The organism is Marinitoga okinawensis (assembly GCF_055387075.1).
Map to the genome: position 1 here is coordinate 953,456 of NZ_AP042422.1, position 17,941 is coordinate 971,396.

Annotated in this window: 17 protein-coding genes; 10 read left to right on the forward strand and 7 right to left on the reverse strand. The window is 26.7% G+C overall.

The genetic code is table 11. The features are described from left to right. Positions 1–3 precede the first annotated feature (3 nt). From ACZ5CK_RS04780 to ACZ5CK_RS04820, 9 genes are all read left to right on the forward strand, one after another. Positions 4–1,251 (forward strand): 3-isopropylmalate dehydratase large subunit, encoded by a 1,248-nt coding sequence (locus tag ACZ5CK_RS04780; RefSeq protein WP_464582759.1) that lies wholly within the window; start codon positions 4–6, stop codon positions 1,249–1,251. Further along, entirely contained in the window at positions 1,251–1,751 is a 501-nt protein-coding gene (locus ACZ5CK_RS04785; protein WP_464582760.1) for a 3-isopropylmalate dehydratase small subunit, read from the forward strand. The genes ACZ5CK_RS04780 and ACZ5CK_RS04785 overlap by 1 nt, the downstream gene beginning before the upstream one ends. Before the next feature lie 4 nt (positions 1,752–1,755). Then, on the forward strand, positions 1,756–2,535 hold the full coding sequence (gene proC / locus ACZ5CK_RS04790; RefSeq protein ID WP_464582761.1) for a pyrroline-5-carboxylate reductase: 780 nt from the start codon (positions 1,756–1,758) through the stop codon (positions 2,533–2,535). A gap of 10 nt (positions 2,536–2,545) precedes the next feature. Next, positions 2,546–3,790 carry a glutamate-5-semialdehyde dehydrogenase gene (locus ACZ5CK_RS04795; protein WP_464582762.1) on the forward strand — a complete coding sequence of 415 codons (1,245 nt, stop codon included), beginning with the start codon at positions 2,546–2,548 and terminating at the stop codon, positions 3,788–3,790. A 1-nt stretch (position 3,791) separates the two neighbouring features. Then, positions 3,792–4,841: a glutamate 5-kinase gene (proB, locus tag ACZ5CK_RS04800; RefSeq protein ID WP_464582764.1), complete on the forward strand. Its 1,050-nt coding sequence runs from the start codon at positions 3,792–3,794 to the stop codon at positions 4,839–4,841. 17 nt (positions 4,842–4,858) lie between these two features. Beyond that, entirely contained in the window at positions 4,859–5,974 is a 1,116-nt protein-coding gene (locus ACZ5CK_RS04805) for an NADP-dependent isocitrate dehydrogenase (RefSeq protein ID WP_464582765.1), read from the forward strand. Positions 5,975–6,126: 152 nt separating this feature from the next. Then, positions 6,127–7,002 (forward strand): DMT family transporter, encoded by an 876-nt coding sequence (locus ACZ5CK_RS04810; RefSeq protein ID WP_464582766.1) that lies wholly within the window; start codon positions 6,127–6,129, stop codon positions 7,000–7,002. Positions 7,003–7,016: 14 nt separating this feature from the next. Then, the gene (locus ACZ5CK_RS04815; RefSeq protein WP_464582767.1) at positions 7,017–8,213 is read left to right on the forward strand and encodes an L-cysteine desulfidase family protein; all 1,197 of its coding nucleotides are present in this window, start codon (positions 7,017–7,019) and stop codon (positions 8,211–8,213) included. Between the two features lie 20 nt (positions 8,214–8,233). Further along, a complete protein-coding gene (locus ACZ5CK_RS04820) occupies positions 8,234–10,057 on the forward strand; it encodes a UvrD-helicase domain-containing protein (RefSeq protein ID WP_464582768.1) in 1,824 nt (607 codons plus the stop codon). Positions 10,058–10,082: 25 nt separating this feature from the next. Here the strand turns inward: ACZ5CK_RS04820 and ACZ5CK_RS04825 are convergent, their stop codons facing one another. The 5 genes from ACZ5CK_RS04825 to ACZ5CK_RS04845 are packed head-to-tail and all read right to left on the reverse strand — an operon-like array spanning position 10,083 to position 14,994. Then, positions 10,083–10,958 carry a DMT family transporter gene (locus tag ACZ5CK_RS04825; protein ID WP_464582769.1) on the reverse strand — a complete coding sequence of 292 codons (876 nt, stop codon included), beginning with the start codon at positions 10,956–10,958 and terminating at the stop codon, positions 10,083–10,085. A 24-nt stretch (positions 10,959–10,982) separates the two neighbouring features. After that, positions 10,983–12,017 (reverse strand): tRNA preQ1(34) S-adenosylmethionine ribosyltransferase-isomerase QueA, encoded by a 1,035-nt coding sequence (gene queA, locus ACZ5CK_RS04830; protein WP_464582770.1) that lies wholly within the window; start codon positions 12,015–12,017, stop codon positions 10,983–10,985. Positions 12,018–12,026: 9 nt separating this feature from the next. Continuing rightward, positions 12,027–13,106, reverse strand: coding sequence for a redox-regulated ATPase YchF (ychF, locus tag ACZ5CK_RS04835; RefSeq protein WP_464582771.1), 1,080 nt, complete (start codon positions 13,104–13,106; stop codon positions 12,027–12,029). Further along, positions 13,103–13,483, reverse strand: coding sequence for a tRNA (adenosine(37)-N6)-threonylcarbamoyltransferase complex ATPase subunit type 1 TsaE (tsaE, locus tag ACZ5CK_RS04840; RefSeq protein ID WP_464582772.1), 381 nt, complete (start codon positions 13,481–13,483; stop codon positions 13,103–13,105). The genes ychF and tsaE overlap by 4 nt, the downstream gene beginning before the upstream one ends. Before the next feature lie 38 nt (positions 13,484–13,521). Next, positions 13,522–14,994 (reverse strand): FGGY family carbohydrate kinase, encoded by a 1,473-nt coding sequence (locus tag ACZ5CK_RS04845; protein ID WP_464582773.1) that lies wholly within the window; start codon positions 14,992–14,994, stop codon positions 13,522–13,524. Positions 14,995–15,173: 179 nt separating this feature from the next. Here ACZ5CK_RS04845 and cysK point away from each other — a divergent pair, with 179 nt between their 5' ends. Continuing rightward, positions 15,174–16,061 (forward strand): cysteine synthase A, encoded by an 888-nt coding sequence (gene cysK, locus ACZ5CK_RS04850; RefSeq protein WP_464582774.1) that lies wholly within the window; start codon positions 15,174–15,176, stop codon positions 16,059–16,061. 58 nt (positions 16,062–16,119) lie between these two features. Here the strand turns inward: cysK and ACZ5CK_RS04855 are convergent, their stop codons facing one another. Both ACZ5CK_RS04855 and ACZ5CK_RS04860 read right to left on the reverse strand, forming a co-directional pair. After that, positions 16,120–17,214: an SLC13 family permease gene (locus tag ACZ5CK_RS04855; protein WP_464582775.1), complete on the reverse strand. Its 1,095-nt coding sequence runs from the start codon at positions 17,212–17,214 to the stop codon at positions 16,120–16,122. 228 nt (positions 17,215–17,442) lie between these two features. After that, positions 17,443–17,745, reverse strand: coding sequence for a hypothetical protein (locus ACZ5CK_RS04860; protein ID WP_464582776.1), 303 nt, complete (start codon positions 17,743–17,745; stop codon positions 17,443–17,445). Between the last annotated feature and the right edge of the window lie 196 nt (positions 17,746–17,941).

A 17,941-nucleotide genomic window follows, 5' to 3' on the forward strand; every position in this document is an offset into this window, starting at 1 on the left:
AAAATGGGTAAAACAATAGCAGAAAAAATATTAAGTGCTCATGCAAAAGAAGATGTAATTCCTGGAGAAATAATAATTGTTGATGTAGATTTGGCATTTGTTCAAGATGGTACGGGACCTTTAACAGTTGATCAATTTGAATATTTAAATTTTGATGATGTTAAAACAAAATCATTAGTTTTCATAGATCATGCTTCACCCAGCCCAAGAAAAGAGTTATCAAATACTCATAGTAAGTTAAGAAATTTTTGTAAAAAAACTTCAGCTGGAATATTTGATATTGGAGAGGGAATATCTCATCAAATAGTAGCAGAAAATTATGCAAAACCCGGGGATATTGTTATTGGGGCAGATTCTCATTCCTGTACAGCAGGTGCATTAGGAGCTTTTGCCACTGGTATGGGATCAACAGATATAGCATTGGCTTATGGATTGGGAAAAGTATGGTTTAAAGTTCCAGAAACATTTAAAATAGTATTAAATGGAGATTTACAAAAGGGAGTTTATGCCAAAGATATTATACTTTATTTAATAGGATTAATTGGAGCAGATGGAGCCACTTATAAAGCATTGGAATTTACTGGAGAAACTGTAAAAAATTTAAGCATGGAATCTAGATTGACAATTTCAAATATGGCTGTTGAAGCAGGAGCAAAAGTCGGATTATTTTCCACAGATGAAAAAACGAAAGAATATTTAGAATTACAAGGAAGAGGTGACGATTATAAAGAGATTTATCCAGATGAAGATGCTAATTATGAGAAAATCATAGAAATAGATGTATCTAAAATAGAGCCTCAAGTAGCTTTTCCACATACAGTTGATAATACAAGAAATATAAAAGATGCTGTAGGTGTAAAAATTGATCAAGTTTACATTGGAACATGTACAAACGGAAGAATTGAAGATTTAAGAATTGCTGCAAACATTTTAGAAAATAGGAAAAAATCAGATGATATAAGATTGATTATTGCACCTGCTTCAAAAAATATATACCTTCAAGCTTTAAAAGAAGGGTTAATAGAAATATTTATCAAAGCTGGTGCTACAGTACTTCCGCCTGGTTGTGGCCCTTGTGTAGGAGTTCATGCTGGTATTCCATCAGATGGTGAAAAATTATTGTCAACGCAAAATAGAAATTTTCATGGAAGAGCTGGAAATCCTAAATCTGAAATTTATTTATCCTCACCAGCAACAGCTGCGATTTCTGCCATAACTGGTGTTATAACTGATCCAAGGGAGGTGTTGTAATGACTTTTGAGGGAAAAGTATGGAAATTTGGAGATAATATATCAACTGATCATATTGCACCTGGAAGATATTTTCATTTAAGATCAAATCTTCCTGAATTAGCAAAACATGTGTTAGAAGATGCTCGAGAAGATTTTTCTCAAAAAGTGGAGCATGGTGACATTATAGTAGGAGGGAAAAATTTTGGATTAGGTTCATCAAGAGAGCATGCACCTAGAATAATTAAAGTAGCAGGAATTTCATGTGTAATAGCGAAATCATTTGCAAGAATATTTTATAGAAATTCTATAAATATAGGATTACCAGTAATAGAGATAAAAGAGGTGGATGAAATAAAAGAAGGAGACATAATAAAAGTTGATACAGAAAAAGGAATAATAAATAATCTAACTCAAAACAAAGAATATAAATTCATACCTTTTCCAAAATTTATAAATAAAATACTTGAAATTGGTGGTATAGATGAATATATAAAAAAATATGGAAATTATGGAGTGTGAGAATATGAATATAGGAATTATAGGTGTAGGAAATATTGGTAGTATGTTGTTAGAAACTTTACAAAATGAAGAACATACTTTTCATATAATAAATAGAACTAGATCAAAATTAAAAAAATACGAAAAAATAGAAAATATAAAAATATGCAAATCAATAAAAGATGTGTATAAGAATTCAAAGTATATATTTGTATCAGTAAAACCTCAACATATTGATGAAGTATTTAAAGAAATATCAGAATTAGAAGAAGACGGAAATTATATTATTAGTACTGCAGCAGGTAAAGAAATAAATGAAATATCTGAAAAATCAAAAAAAAATAATGTAGTTAGAATAATGCCAACAGTAATTTCTAAAATAGGTAAAGGGGTTACAGCGATAGCTTTTCATGAAACTATTATAAGAGATGAAAAAAAAGAAATTATAGAATTATTGAAACCACTTGGGAAAGTATTGGAGTTGGAAGAGGAAAAATTTGATGCGTTTACAATATTGAACAGCAGCGGCCCTGCGTTTGTAGCATTCATACTTGAAAGTTTTATAGAAGGGGCTATAAATATAGGTTTACATGCAGATACTGCTAAAGAAATTGTTTTAAAAACATTTGAGGGTACAATAAAATTTCTTGAAAAAGAAAATATAGAATTATCAGAATTAAAATATAAAGTATCATCTCCTGCAGGTGTTACAATTAAGGGATTATACGAATTAGAACAAAAAGGAACTAAGGGTGCAATTATGAAGGCTGTATATGAATCATATTTAAAAAATAAGGAATTATGAGGTGATAAGGATGAGTGAATTAATTATTAAGGCAAAAAAATTGAAAGAAAGTTCTAATATTTTAAAAACATTAAATGCAAAACAAAAAAACAGAGCTATATTAGAAATAGCAAAATCTATAGAAAAAAATGAAGAATACATATTATTAGAAAATAAAAAAGATGTAGAAATAGCAGAAAAAAAAGGAATAAAAAAATCATTAATAGATAGATTAGCTTTAAATGAGAAAAGAATTAAAGGGATGATAGAAGCTTGTAAAACAGTTGTAAATTTAAAAGATCCAGTGGGTGAAATGTTCGATTCATTCTTAAGAGAAGATGGGTTGAGAATAAGTAAAGTAAGAGTTCCTTTAGGTGTAATAGGTATAATATATGAATCGAGACCGAATGTTACTTTAGAAGCAACAATATTAGCCTTAAAATCTGGAAATTCAGTATTATTAAGGGGAGGTTCGGATGCAATAAATTCTAATAAAGCTATAGTAAAAGCTATAAAAGAAGGATTGGAAAATTCTGAAATACCTATAAACTCTATCGAATTAATAGAAAACACCAATAGAGAATTAGTAAATGAAATGCTTAAATTAAATGAATATATTGATTTAATAATTCCAAGAGGCGGTAAAGGATTAATTGATTTTGTAGTAAAAAATTCCACTGTTCCAGTTTTAGAGACTGGAGTTGGAATATGTCATATATTTGTAGATGAAAGTGCAGATTTAATGAAATCAATAGATATCATAGATAATGCAAAAACACAAAGACCGGGCACATGCAATACAGTAGAAACTGTGTTAATACATAAAAATATAGCTGATAAAATACTTTCGGATCTAAAAATAAGATTAGAGGAAAAAGGTGTGGAAATTAGAGGATGCGAAAAAGTTCTAAAAATAGTGGATGTAAAAAAAGCTACAGAAGAAGATTGGGCTACGGAGTATCTCGATTTAATTCTTTCGATAAAGATTGTTGAAGATGTAAATGAAGCTATTAATCATATAAAAAAATATTCAACAGGTCATTCAGAATCTATATTAACAGAAAATTATTTAAATGCAATGAAATTTGTTAATGAAATAGATTCTGCAGCAGTATATATTAATGCATCAACAAGATTTACAGATGGTGGTGAGTTTGGAATGGGAGCGGAAATGGGTATAAGTACTCAAAAAATGCATGCTCGAGGTCCAGTTGGGTTAAAAGAATTAACTACCTATAAATATATAATTCAAGGTAATTATAATGTGAGGGACTAAAATGGAAAAAATAGTTATTAAAATAGGAAGTAATTTACTCGTTAAAGAAAAGGAAATAAATAAAAAATTTATAATAAAATTGAGTTCTATAATATCAAATTTAATAGATAACAACAAAAAAGTTGTTATAGTTTCTTCTGGTGCAAACGCTGCAGGATTAAAATATTTGAATTTAAATCCTATAAAAAGTTTAGCTCAAAAACAAGCATTGTGCGCAATTGGGCAGGTACAGTTAATGAAAATATATGAGCAAGCATTCGATTTTTATAATAAAAAAATAGCTCAAATCTTATTAACAAAGGATGATTTCTCATATAGAGATCGATTTTTAAATTTGAAAAATACATTAATAGGGTTAAACCAATTTAATATAATTCCAATAATAAATGAAAATGACACAATATCTGTAGAAGAAATCAAATTTGGTGATAATGATATGTTATCTGCTTATTTTTCTATTGGTTGGGGTGCAGATGGATTAATAATATTGTCTTCAGTTGATGGAATTTATGATAAAAACGGAAATATAATAAAAAATTACAATGAGAAAGAAGAACTATTAAAAATAAAAAAAACTTCCTTTGGAACAGGAGGAATTAATTCCAAAATAGAAGCAGGAAAAATGGCATCAAATTCAGGAGTAAAAACATGTATATGTAATGGAAAATATCTAGAAAATATTGAAAAATTTATATATGGAGAAAATCCCGGAACGATATTCTTACCAAATAAAAAAATGAAAAATAAAAAAGCCTGGATTGCTTATTTATCTCATAGTAAAGGGAAAATATACATAAATGAAGGAGCTAAAGAAGCAATATTAAAAAGGAAAAGTTTATTATCAATAGGTATTGAAAAGGTAGAAGGAAAATTTTTAAAAGGCGATGCTGTAAATATATATTATGGAAATAAACTAATAGCAAAAGGTATTTCTAATTATTCATATTTAGAAAGTAAAAATATAATAGGTAAAAAAAGTGCGGAAATTCAAAAATTGGGTAATTATGATTATGAAGAATTTATTCATGCTGATAATCTTGTAATACTATGATAATAGGTGGTGAAAAAATGGATGAAATAAAAATTTTATATATAGAAGGTGATGGAATTGGTCCATACATTATGAAAGCTGCTATGAAAGTGTGGAATACAGCTATTGATTATATATATTCTGGAAAGAAAAAAATTGTCTGGAGAGAAGCATATGCAGGTAAAAAAGCTCTTAAAAAATTTGGAACTCTTTTACCAAAAGAAACACTAGATTTATTAAAAGATTATAAAATAGGAATAAAAGGTCCACTTGAAACGCCAATAGGTAGTGGCTATAGAAGTTTAAACGTAGCAATGAGACAAAAATTGGATTTATATGCATGTATAAGACCTGTTAAATATATACCTGGAATTAAAGCACCAGTTAAAAATCCAGAAAATGTTGATATTATAATCTTCCGTGAAAATACAGAAGATGTATATGCTGGTATTGAATGGGAAGAGAATTCTAATGAATCAAATGAATTAATAAAAATATTAAATGAAAAATTTGGAACAAATTTAAGTAAAGCTTCAATTGGTATAAAGCCTATAAGTGAGTTTAAAACAAAGAGACTTATGAGAAAAGCAATAAAATATGCATTAGAAAATAATAAAAAGAAAATAACAATAGTACATAAAGGTAATATAATGAAATATACTGAAGGTAATTTTAGAAAGTGGTGTTACGAAGTAGTTGATGAATTCAAAGAACAATTAGAAAATAATAATATAATGATAAATGATATAATAGCTGATAATATGTTTCAGCAGCTATTATTAAATCCATTGAATTTTGATATTTTAATTACTCCAAATTTGAATGGTGATTATTTATCAGACGCTGCTGCAGCTCAAATTGGTGGAATAGGTATAGTTCCGGGGGCAAATATTGGGGATGAAATAGCTTTATTTGAACCAACACATGGAACAGCACCTGGAATTAAAAATCCTGAAATGGCTAATCCAACTTCCCTTATTTTATCCGGAGTAATGATGTTAGAATACATTGGCTATACTGAAGCTGCTGAATTAATAAAAAATTCTATTGAAACTACTATAAAAAATGGTTATACTACTCCTGATATTTCTTCAGATTCATCAAAATCTTTATCTGCAATTGAATTTGCAGATAAAATTATAGAGGGGTTTTAAATATCCATTATAAAAATTAATCAAACTCTTCCTGAAAAGGAAGAGTTTTTTATTATTGAAAACATCAATATTTTTTGTGTTGTTTTGTATTGAAAAAAAAACAAAAAAATTATATAATAAACAAGAACAAAAAAATTTTTGGAGTGATTAAATTGCATTATCTATTAGCTGTTTTATCTGCATTTTCTTCCTCTGTAACTTCAGTATTAGGCAAATATTCTTTTAATATAGGAGCAACAGTATCTCAAATCTTATTTTTGAGATTTCTTTTTTCTTTTATAATATCAGGTATGATTTTTATATTTGCTGGTTATAAATTTCATTTTAAAAAATTTCTATTATTTTCTATATTAGGTATAATAAATTATGGAATAGCTGCTTATGCCTTTTTTGTTGGTTTACAATATTTAAATCCAGCATATGCTACTGTAATTTACTTTACAAATCCGATTTTTGTTTCAATTCTACAAACAAAAACAACTAAAAAGAAACTTAATATTATTAATGCTTCAGCGGTTGCTCTTTCTTTTGTTGGTGTTGTTATAGCAAACATTGGTGAAAGAGCTTTTGAAAATAATAAAAGTATGATGTTTGGTACATTAATAATTTTATTTAGTGCTTTTGTAAACGCTGTTTTTATAGTTTCTGTAAGTGAATATATAAAAGAAAAAAACTCAAATCCATTTGAAAATGCATTTTATACATTTACTGGAACTTTTATTTATTATTTTATTTTTATCATAAGAAATAATGAAGTAAATTCATTGAGTAGTAAGTTTCTTTTATCTGGCTTTATATTAGCAGTATTGGCAACTTTTGTGCCTTTAACTTTAAATTTCATAGCTTTAAAAAAACTTCAATCACATACATTATCATTATTAATGCCTTTAGAATTAGTTTTTGCTTCTATATTATCAGGTGTATTCATGCATGAACCTTTTAATGTGCTAAAAATTTTAGGGCTAATGATGGTGGGATTAGCTCCTATAATAGATATTACAAATGTAGAGTCTCAAACATCTTATTGACAGGGGGAATAAAAATGTTAAAAGAAATTATTTTTGATCAAGTAAAACCAGCATATGGTTGTACAGAACCAATCGCTGTAGCTTTAGCAGTTGCTACTGGGAAAAAGCATTTAAAAGGAGAATTGAAAAAAGCTAGTATTATTTTAGATAAAAATACGTATAAAAATGGACTTGAAGTAAATATACCAGGAACTCCTTTTATTGGTTTAGAAATCGCTGCAGCTTTATCATTTACATGTGGTGAAGCAGAATTAGGATTAGAAGTATTAAAATATGTTGATCAAAAATGTATTGATAATGCTCATAAATATCTTGGGAAAATTAATGTGAATGTTGATAAAAATTATTCTGGATTAAAAGTGAATTGTACAATGGAAGGGGGAAATGTAGTTAAAGTAATAATTGAAGGGAAACATGATAATATTGTTCATATAGAATCTGATGGCGTTCCAATTTTAGATAAACCTTTTGAAAAAAGTGGTGCGTTATTAGAAAATATCAAAAAATATACATTTGATGAATTAATTGAATATGTAAAAAAAGCTGATGAAGAGGTTTTAGAATTAATAGAAAAAGCTATAAAAATGAATACTGAAATTGCTAATGCGGGATTAAACACTCAGGGAAATTTTGGAACGATATTGAAATATGAACCAGTAAATATTGTTCAAGCAGCTGTTGATGCGAGAATGAGCGGCGCACTTTTACCAGTTATGACTGTTGCAGGAAGTGGAAATCAAGGTTTATCCTGTACATTACCTATAATAAAATTAGGTGAGAATTTTGAACCTAAAAAAGTAAAAGAAGCAATACTATTAAGTATGCTTATTACGATATATGTTAAATCCTATACAGGGTTATTAACACCTATATGTGGCGCTGGATCAATAGCTTCTGCAGGTGCAGCAGGAGGTATAGTATATTTAAAAGATGGTAATAATGAGCAAATAAAAAATGCAGTCAACAATGTATTATCAACATTATTTGGCTTAACATGTGATGGAGCAAAAAAAGGATGCGCATTAAAGGCTGGGACAGGAACATTTGTTGCATTACAAAGTGCAGAATTAGCTTTAAATAATGTTAATGTTCCTTGTGGAAATGGTATTGCAGCTAAAAATGTGGAAGATACAATAAAAAGGATAGGAAAATTAACTTTATCTATTAAAAAATTTGATGAAGATGTGTTAGATTTTATAGGAAAATGTTAATCATAAAGTAGGTGTAAATATTGCTAGAAGGTATTAAAATATGTCCTAATTGTGATGAAATAGTAGATAACTCAGAAAAAGTATGCCCCAATTGCGATTCTTTTTTCTTAAGGAAAAAATGTCCTAAATGTGGAGAAATAATGAAAGATGATGTGAAAAAGGGTTGGAATTGCGGATGGACATTTTCAAATAAGAAAAAAAAGAAGAAAAATGAATTAAAAATCGATTATTATACCTCATATATTGATGAAATTAAAAATATAAAATTTAAAGAAAATATTGAATTTAATGAAAAAAAAGAAAGATATATTAAATTAACTGAAGAACAGATTGATATAATAAAAAAAGCAAAAAATAATAATTTGATAATAAATGCTTTTGCTGGGACAGGGAAGTCAACAACATTATTAAGTATTGCTTATGCATTAAAGAAAAACAGTTTCTTATTTTTGGCCTTTAATAAATCAGTAAAATTAGAAATAGAAGAAAAAATAAAAAAAGCTAAATTAAATAATATAAAAGTATTAACTACTCATGGACTTGCGTATAAATTTGTTAAAAATGATTTGAATATAGTGAAATTAGGTAAAGAATTGAATACATCTGAAATCTCTAAATTAATAAATATTGATATTTATATTGCGGATTATATAAGGACAGCATTTAATGATTTTTGTAATGGATATTATAATAATATTTCCAACGAAACAGTAGAGAAAATATTAAATTCAAATTCTAAACTTAGATTTATTCAAGATCAAAAAGAATATGTTAAAAATAAATTATTGAAATTATGGGAACTTTTTTTAAATGGTAAAATTCCGATTACACATAGTGTATATTTAAAATACTTTCAAATAAATATAGAAAAATATTCTAAATATATAAACTTTGATTATGTACTTTTAGATGAAGCTCAAGATACCAATGAAGTTGTTCTGGATATTTTTAAAAAATTAAAAGGTAAAAAAATAATAGTAGGTGATCCTCATCAGCAAATATACTCTTTTAGGGGTTCAGTAAATGCAATGTATAAAATTAAATCAGAAATAAAGGCTGATGTAGCTTATTTAACTAAATCATTCAGGTTTTCAAAAAATATTGCTGAGAAAGCTAATAATATTTTAAATAAGTTCAAATGTGAAGATAAAGAAATAACACCTTTTAAAAATTTTAATAAGAAAGAGATTAGAGATATATGTTTTATTACTCGAACAAATGCAACGCTTATAAAATTAATGGAAAATCTTAATACTTTTGATATTCAACTTATTAGAAGCCCTAAAGAAATATTTAACCTACCTATAAATATTTATTATTTTATGCAATATTTAAAAAATGAGAAGTATAAAAAATACATTAATGAAAAGTGGTTGTTGAATTTTAATTCTTTAGAAAGCTTAAGAGATTATGCGGAAGATTTTGAAGATTTTGAGTTAATATCTGCTATTAATATTGCAGAAGAATATAAAGAAAGATTGTTTGATTTATTGAAAAAGATTGAGGAAAAATATAGTAAAAAGTCTAAAAGTAATATATATCTTACAACCGCTCATACAAGTAAAGGATTAGAATGGGATAAAGTTGTAATTTGTCATGATTTTCAAAATATTTTAGACTTATTAAAAAAAGAGAAATATAAAAGAATAAAAGAATTTAATGATGATTATAAAAAGTATATAGAAGGTCTTATGAATGGAGAAAATTTGCATTTTAAACATCAATATATTATAGATGAAATTAATTTGTTATATGTTGCTATTACTAGAGCAAAAAAAGAATTGAAAATTTATTCGAACAAAGAAATATTCAACGTAGATATAAACAAAAGGCTTGAGGTTTAACCTCAAGCCTCTTATTATTCTATTTTTAATCCTTTATTTCGGCTATATAATTTCCCAATAAAACTAAAATAACTCCTAAAATAGTATATAAATTGGGAATATTTTTTAAAATTATAGCATCTGAAATAACAGTAACTATAGGTATAAAAAAGATCCCATTTGTTGTTGTTTTTGCACCAGCAAGTCTTATTGCTTTATTCCACCACACATATCCTAAAGCTGTACAAAATACACTGAGAAAAACAAAAGCAACTATAACCTTTGGTTGAAACCATAATTGAAATATAGGACATGTCCCATTACCTTTTAATTCAAAAAAAACAAATGGTAAAAAGAATAACATTCCATAAAAATTTAAATCCTTAGTAATAATTAGATTATTATGATGATGTAATTTTTCAATAAAAATTGTATAAAAAATCCACGAGAATGCTGCACCAAACATAAGAATATCTCCGAGCGGATTTAATTTTAAAACAAATCTACCGTTAAGAACAATAATTGTTACTCCTGAAAAAGCAAGTAATGTTCCTAAATATCTGATTTTATTGGAAAATGATTTATTTAAAATGTCTGAAAATAATAAATACAAAACTGGTGTAGCTGATATAATTAATGAACCATTTGTGGGAGTTGTATATTGTAAAGCACTGTTTTCAAATAGAAAATATGCAGTTACTCCAAAAAAACCTGACAACATTACATATAAAAGTTCTTTTTTTGTGTATTTAACATCTTTACGAACAAAAATTAATAATACAGCAGTAGAAAAAAAGAATCTAAGAAAAGCTGCAGTCATTGGTGGGACATTTTGTACAATTATCTTAGTTGCAACAAACGAAATACCCCAAAAAACTATAGTTAATAACATATATATAATCCCAATAGTTTTTTTATTCATTTATCCCACCCCTTAAATGAGTAATTAGTATATGAACATAGAATCTCCAAAAGAAAAAAATCTATAATTTTCTTGAACAGCAATTTTATAAGCATTCATAATAAAGTCATATCCGCCAAAAGCTGCGACTAACATTAATAGAGTGGATTTTGGTAGATGAAAGTTAGTAATCAATGCATCTATCAATTTAAATTCATAGGGTGGATATATAAAAATATTTGTTGATCCCATATAAGAATTTTGTTCTGGTAAATTGGCGATAGTTTCTAAAGTTCTAACTACTGTGGTTCCAACGCTGATAATTCTTCCATTATTATTTTTATATTCTCTTATTTTTGTAATTGTTTTTTCTGGAACTTCATAATATTCCTCATGCATTTCATGTTCTTCAATATTATCTACCTTTACAGGTCTGAAAGTTCCTAAACCCACATGAAGAGTAACTTCAGCAAATTCAATTCCTTTATTTTTAATATTGTCAATTAACTCTTTTGTAAAATGAAGACCCGCAGTTGGTGCAGCTACAGCACCTTGAACTTTAGCATAAGTGGTTTGATATCTTTCTTTTGGGCCATTATAATTTTTTATATAAGGTGGTAAAGGCATATTACCTATTCTTTCTATTTCTTCCCAAACATCAGAATTTGAAAAGAATTTTATTATCCTTGAACCATCGTTATTGTGTTGAACTATTTTAGCAAATAAATTATCTGAAAACTTAATTTCTGCTCCAGTTTTTAATTTAGAACCTGGTTTTACCAAACTTTTCCAGGTATTTTCTTCATGAGTTTTTTCTAATAATAAAACTTCTACTTTAGCTCCTGTTGTTTTTTGCCCATATAATCTCGCAGGAATTACTTTGGTATTATTAACAACTAATAAATCACCAGAATGCAAATAGCCAATAATATCTCTAAAAATTTTATGTTCAATATTTTTATTTTTTCTATTTAAAACCATTAATTTAGATGAATCCCTTGGTTCAACCGGTTTTTGAGCTATATATTCTTCGGGTAAATTATAATCAAAATCTTTTACTTCGTATAAAGGTTTTCTCATCTTTTCCTCCTATGCATTTGCTCTTATAGTTAAAATATCTCCATCTTTAACAATTTCTTCTTTTCCGGCTAATCTCCATAATCCAGCCTTTTTAACCTCTTCTTCTGAACCTAATTTAATTAGATCATCATAATGCATAACTTCAGCTTTTACAAATCCTTTTTCTAAATCTGTATGTATTTTACCTGCAGCTTTTTTCATTGTAGTTCCTTTATTAATTGTCCAAGCTCTTACTTCATCTTCACCAACAGTAAAGAAAGTTATTAACCCTAAATGATCATAAACAGTTTTAGATAATCTATCTATACCAGGTCTTTCTATTCCTAATTCATCCATAAATTCTTTTCTTTCTTCTTCATCAAGTTCTACTAAATCAGCTTCAGTTTTACCACAAATTTCTATATATGCAAAATTTTCATCTGCACATGATTTCAATAAAGTATCTTTTTCAGGGTAGGTTTCGTCCATTAATTGATCTTCATCTACATTTACAACAACTATAATAGGTTTTAGTGTAAATAGAGATAAGGAGCTAATTAACTTTTTATCTTCATCGCTAATTTCAATAGTTGAAGCAAATTTTCCTTCTTCTAAAACAGGTTTTATTTCTTCTAAAACTTTTACCTGTCTTTCCTCTTCTTTTGTTGGTTTTTTCTTTTTGTTTTGTTCTATGAGTCTTGTTAATCTATTTTCTACAACCTCTAAATCTCTTATAATAAGCTCAGTTTTTAAAGTGTCTAACTGATCTGTTGGCATTTCAGCACCTTCTGGGAAAGGAACTGAATCATTTTTAAAAGCTCTTATTACTAAAATTATAGCGTCAACAGTTTGTATCATTTGTAATATTCTATTTTTTTCTTTTCTATCTGCAGAAGTATTATAACTTGGAATATCGATAAAATTTAAAGTAGCATGAACTGTTTTCTTTGGATTATACATAGCAGTTAATTTTTCAAGCCTTTCATCCATAACATTTGCTACTCTTTCTTCAGCATCTTGTTTGTAACTACCATCATATGGTTTATTAGTTAAAAGAGAAAAAATTGTAGTTTTTCCTGTTAAAGGTAATCCTAAAATACCTATTTTCATTTTAAAGCCTCCTCGAAAATTTTATATTTTTCACCAATAGCTTCAATATTTATATCTCTTTTTGTCATATCTTCATTATTATAATATAATTTTATTTCTAAATATTCGTCTGGAATGTAATAAGCTAATCTCTCTGGCCATTCTATTAAATATATACCTTCTGAATCCTCAAAAAGACCAACATATGGAATTTCTTCTGGATCAGAAAGTCTATATAAATCCGCATGATATATTTTATAATCATTATCATATACTTTAACTAAAGCAAAAGTTGGTGAAGTTACTGATAATGAATCATCTTTTAAAAGACTCCTGATGAAACCTTTTGTGAAAGTTGTTTTACCAGTACCTAAATCACCATATAATAATACAATCATTCCAGGGAAAGCATATTTAGATATATTTTTTGCAATTTCTAATAGCTTATATTCGTTGATTTTATCCAGCCTCTTGATCTTAGAACGGCCTCCTTCCAAATATAATATTCTTTTTCTATTTTATCTGAGTTATTTGGCATTATCTTTATACCTGAAAAATGAAAATTTTTTATGTCATTAATAGAAATATTTTTTGAACCAATTGCAGCCATAAATGCTGCACCTAATGCTGTGATTTCTTGAAATTCAGGAACAAAAATTTCGGCATTAATCAAATCACTTTGAATTTCCATTAATAATTTATTTTTTGTTGCTCCACCATCAACATTCATCTTTTTTATCTTAGTCCATACTGCTTCTTGCATGGAATCAATAACTTCTCTAACGCTAAAAGCAACGGATTCTAAAGCAGCTCTAATTATATTTTCTTTTTTTGTAGCTCGAGTTAAACCAATAATTAAACCTCTGGCATCAGAATCCCAATAAGGAGATCCTAATCCACTTAACGCAGGTACAATATATACTCCACCGTTATTCACGTCTTTTGAGTATTTTTCTAAATCTTCATATTCGTCTATTATTTTAATATCTTTTAGCCATTTAAAGAAAGCTCCAACTGTAAATATACTACCTTCTAAAGAATATATAGCATCATCATTAATTCTCCATCCAACAGAGGTTAATAACCCAGGATGTGGTCTTGGTGGGGTACTTCCTGAATTCATTAATACAAAAGCTCCAGTTCCATATGTACATTTAGCATCTCCAACTTCAAATGCTCTTTGTCCAAAGAGTGCGGATTGTTGATCTCCTATCATACCATATATTTTAGGTCCAAACTTAGTTTCTATACCATTTTCAATAGCTGTATTTATAATTTCTGGTAATATATCTTTTTTTATTCCAAATGTTTTTAAAATATCATCATCCCAATCTAATGTGTGAATATTCATTAGTTGCGTTCTTGATGCATTTGATACATCTGATACATGTTTGCCAGATAATTTAAAAGCCAACCATGATTCTATTGTCCCAACTTTTAAATTACCATTATCATACGCATTCTTCACTTCATCAACATTTTCAATTAACCATAATATTTTTGATCCAGAAAAATAAGGATCTTTTACAAGACCAGTTTTTCTTCTAACATCAGTCCAAAAACTTACAGAAAATCTATTCAATATATCTGCAGTTCTTCTACATTGCCAAACAATTGCATTATATAATGGTTTTCCAGTATTTTTATCCCAGGCTACAACAGTTTCTCTTTGATTAGTAATACCGATTCCGGTAATTTCATTCCAGGAAACATTATTTTTTTCTAATACTTCAATCATTGTTTTTTCTGTTTTTTGATATAATTCTTCAGCATCTTGTTCAACCCATCCAGGTTGAGGATAATACATATTTATTTCTTTTTGAACAAAATCTACCAATTTGAAATTTTCATCGAACAATAATGTTCTTGTACTACTTGTGCCTTCATCAATTGCTAAATAATAAGCCATTATAATCCCCCCAATGCAAAATTTAAATTTTATTATATTTATTATATCATATATATGAATATAATTCGGAATTTGTTAACTTGACTTTTTTTATCTAATTTGATATAATAAAGCAAATAAGATAAAAATTATCTAAATTTATATATTATTTGTGATAATTTTCATAAGGAGGCGTAAAAATGTTTGATAGAGGAATTGGCGGTACATCTATAATAACACTTTCAAAAATTATAGAACCTAATAAGATATTTGTAAAACTTGAAAAAAATAATATAACAGGTAGTGTAAAAGACAGAGCAGCATATTTTATGATTAGAAAAGCAGAAATAGAAGGAAAATTAGGTAAAGATAATAATATTATAGTAGAACCTACAAGTGGAAATACAGGAATAGCTTTGGCAGCAATTGGAAAGTGCAGAGGTTATAGAGTTATTTTAACTATGCCAGAAAGCATGAGCATAGAAAGAAGAAAGATATTAGAAAAATATGGTGCAGAATTAATATTAACTCCAGCTGATAAAGGAATGAAAGGATCTATTGAAAAGGCATTAGAAATAGTAAATGAAAAAAATGCATTTATGCCTAATCAATTTGAAAATCCAGCAAATGTTTTAGCGCATGAATTGACAACAGGGCCAGAAATATTAAAACAAATGGATTATAATTTAGATATTTTTGTAGCTGGTGTAGGTACAGGTGGAACAATAAGTGGTGTTGGAAAAGTATTAAAAAGATTTTTTAAAGATAAAATAAAAATAATAGCAGTCGAACCTGAAAATTCAGCAGTTATCTCTGGAAAAAATCCTGGGAAACACAAAATTCAGGGAATAGGAGCTGGTTTTATTCCAAAGAATTTAGATATTTCTATTTTAGATGAAGTAATTACAATAAAAGATGAAGAAGCATTTGAAATGCAGGATATTTTAGCAAAAAAAGAAGGATTATTTGTTGGAATATCAGCTGCTGCAAATATATTAGCTGCCAAAAAATTAGCAGAAAAATATCCTGGCAAAAAAATAGTTACTATAGCCCCAGACTTTGGAGATAAATACTTGAGTTTATTTTAAAAATACTCCCGTTTTGGAGCATTTTGGTTTGTAATATTTTTATGAGAATATATATTTTTTATTTGAAGTAGAATATAGTGAATATAAAAGATATTACAAAGAATAAAAACGAATATTTATGAAATAAACTTATCTTGGAAAGATTACCAGATAATCTTAACCCAATAATATTAGCCAATGAACCTAAAACAAATCCTGTTCCGCCTAAATTTACACCAATACTAAGAATATTCCAGTTATTTGTAAAATTAGAAATAAAAATTGTTGCAGGAACATTACTTATAACTTGGGATAAAATAACACTAGCAGTTAATAATGAAAAATCATTTTTTAAATTCATATGAGATATAATACTATTTATTACGTTAATTTCAGATATTATTCCAAAATTAATAAAAAATAGAATAAAAGTCAAAATTAAATTCCAGTCAGATTTTTTAATTATTTTAAAATCAAAAAATAAATAATATGCAAAAAGTATTATTAAACTGTATAATGAAAAATCATTTTTTTCTGCTAATACGAACACAATTAAAAATAATATTGATACAAAAAAAATTCTATTATCATAATTCTCTTTTTCAATTTTTATATTAATTTTCTCATTTTTAATCAATAAAATGGCAAATAAATATAAAAGTATAAATTGAAAAATAAATAATGGAAATAAATTAAAAATGAATTCTATAAATGAAATATTATATTTTTGCCAAATAAATACATTTTGAGGGTTTCCAATTGGTGTTAATTCCGAACCGACATTAACTGCAATGATTTCTAAAAATATTGTTTTCAAATAATCCTCTTTTAAAACTTTTTTTAATTTTACGGTAAAAGGTATAATAATAAACAAAGTAATATCATTTGTTAAAAACATTGAAAGAGTTATTGAAATAAACATCAAAAATAATACTAAATTTCTTTTGCAATGTAATTTATTTATCAATATTTCTGATAAAACAAAAAAATAATTACTCTCTTCCATAGCCTTTGTGATCATAATTAGCCCACTTAAAAAGATTATAGTATTCCATTCTATATGAGAAAGGATATTTTGAGGTTTAATAAAAATGATTAAAGCTGTAAATAGTAAAATTAAAAAAAATAACAGCTTTTCTTTTTTTATGAATTCCTTAATAATAAAGCCTCCCATATCTATGTTATAATTAATATTCTATACAATAAATAAAAAGTATATATTAATTAATTATGTCAACAAGATAAAGAGTATTAAATGTATATTGCCCAACCTTCAATACCTCTAAATGCTTCCATAATATCTTTAGATAAAGTAGGGTGTTCATGTATCATTTTTGAAATTAAAATTTTATGTATTAATTCAGATCATAATAACATCATTTTTATCCATAATAAACGCCTCTTAAGCGTTTAATAATAAGTTTTTAAAATCAAATTTTTCTTTTTTATAAACCTTTTTATCATTAATTGAAATAATGTATCCATTTTCTATTTGATAAATATTATTTCCAAATTCAATGGTAAATTTTGACGTTCTTCCATATATTCGTTCCCAGGATTTATGTTTTTTAATTAATTCATTAGCATCTTTTGCTTTCCAAAAAAATAAATAGATATCTTTAATATCTTGGTTTAAAATATATTCTTCTATGGCTAAATTATTATATATATTAGTATTTTTGCTTTTAACTAAATTTATTTTCATAATTATTCCTTCTTTGTAGTAATTTTAATTTTATTTCATTTAAATTATACTATTTTTATCGGAATTAAAGATTGCTTATTTGTTACATGTCAAAAATAAGGTTGTTAGTTAAAAACGCTTATTAATATTTCTATTTTGCTTTTTTCAATGAAGTAGTTTACTTTTTGAAAAAAATGTAGTATAATAGTAAAAAAAT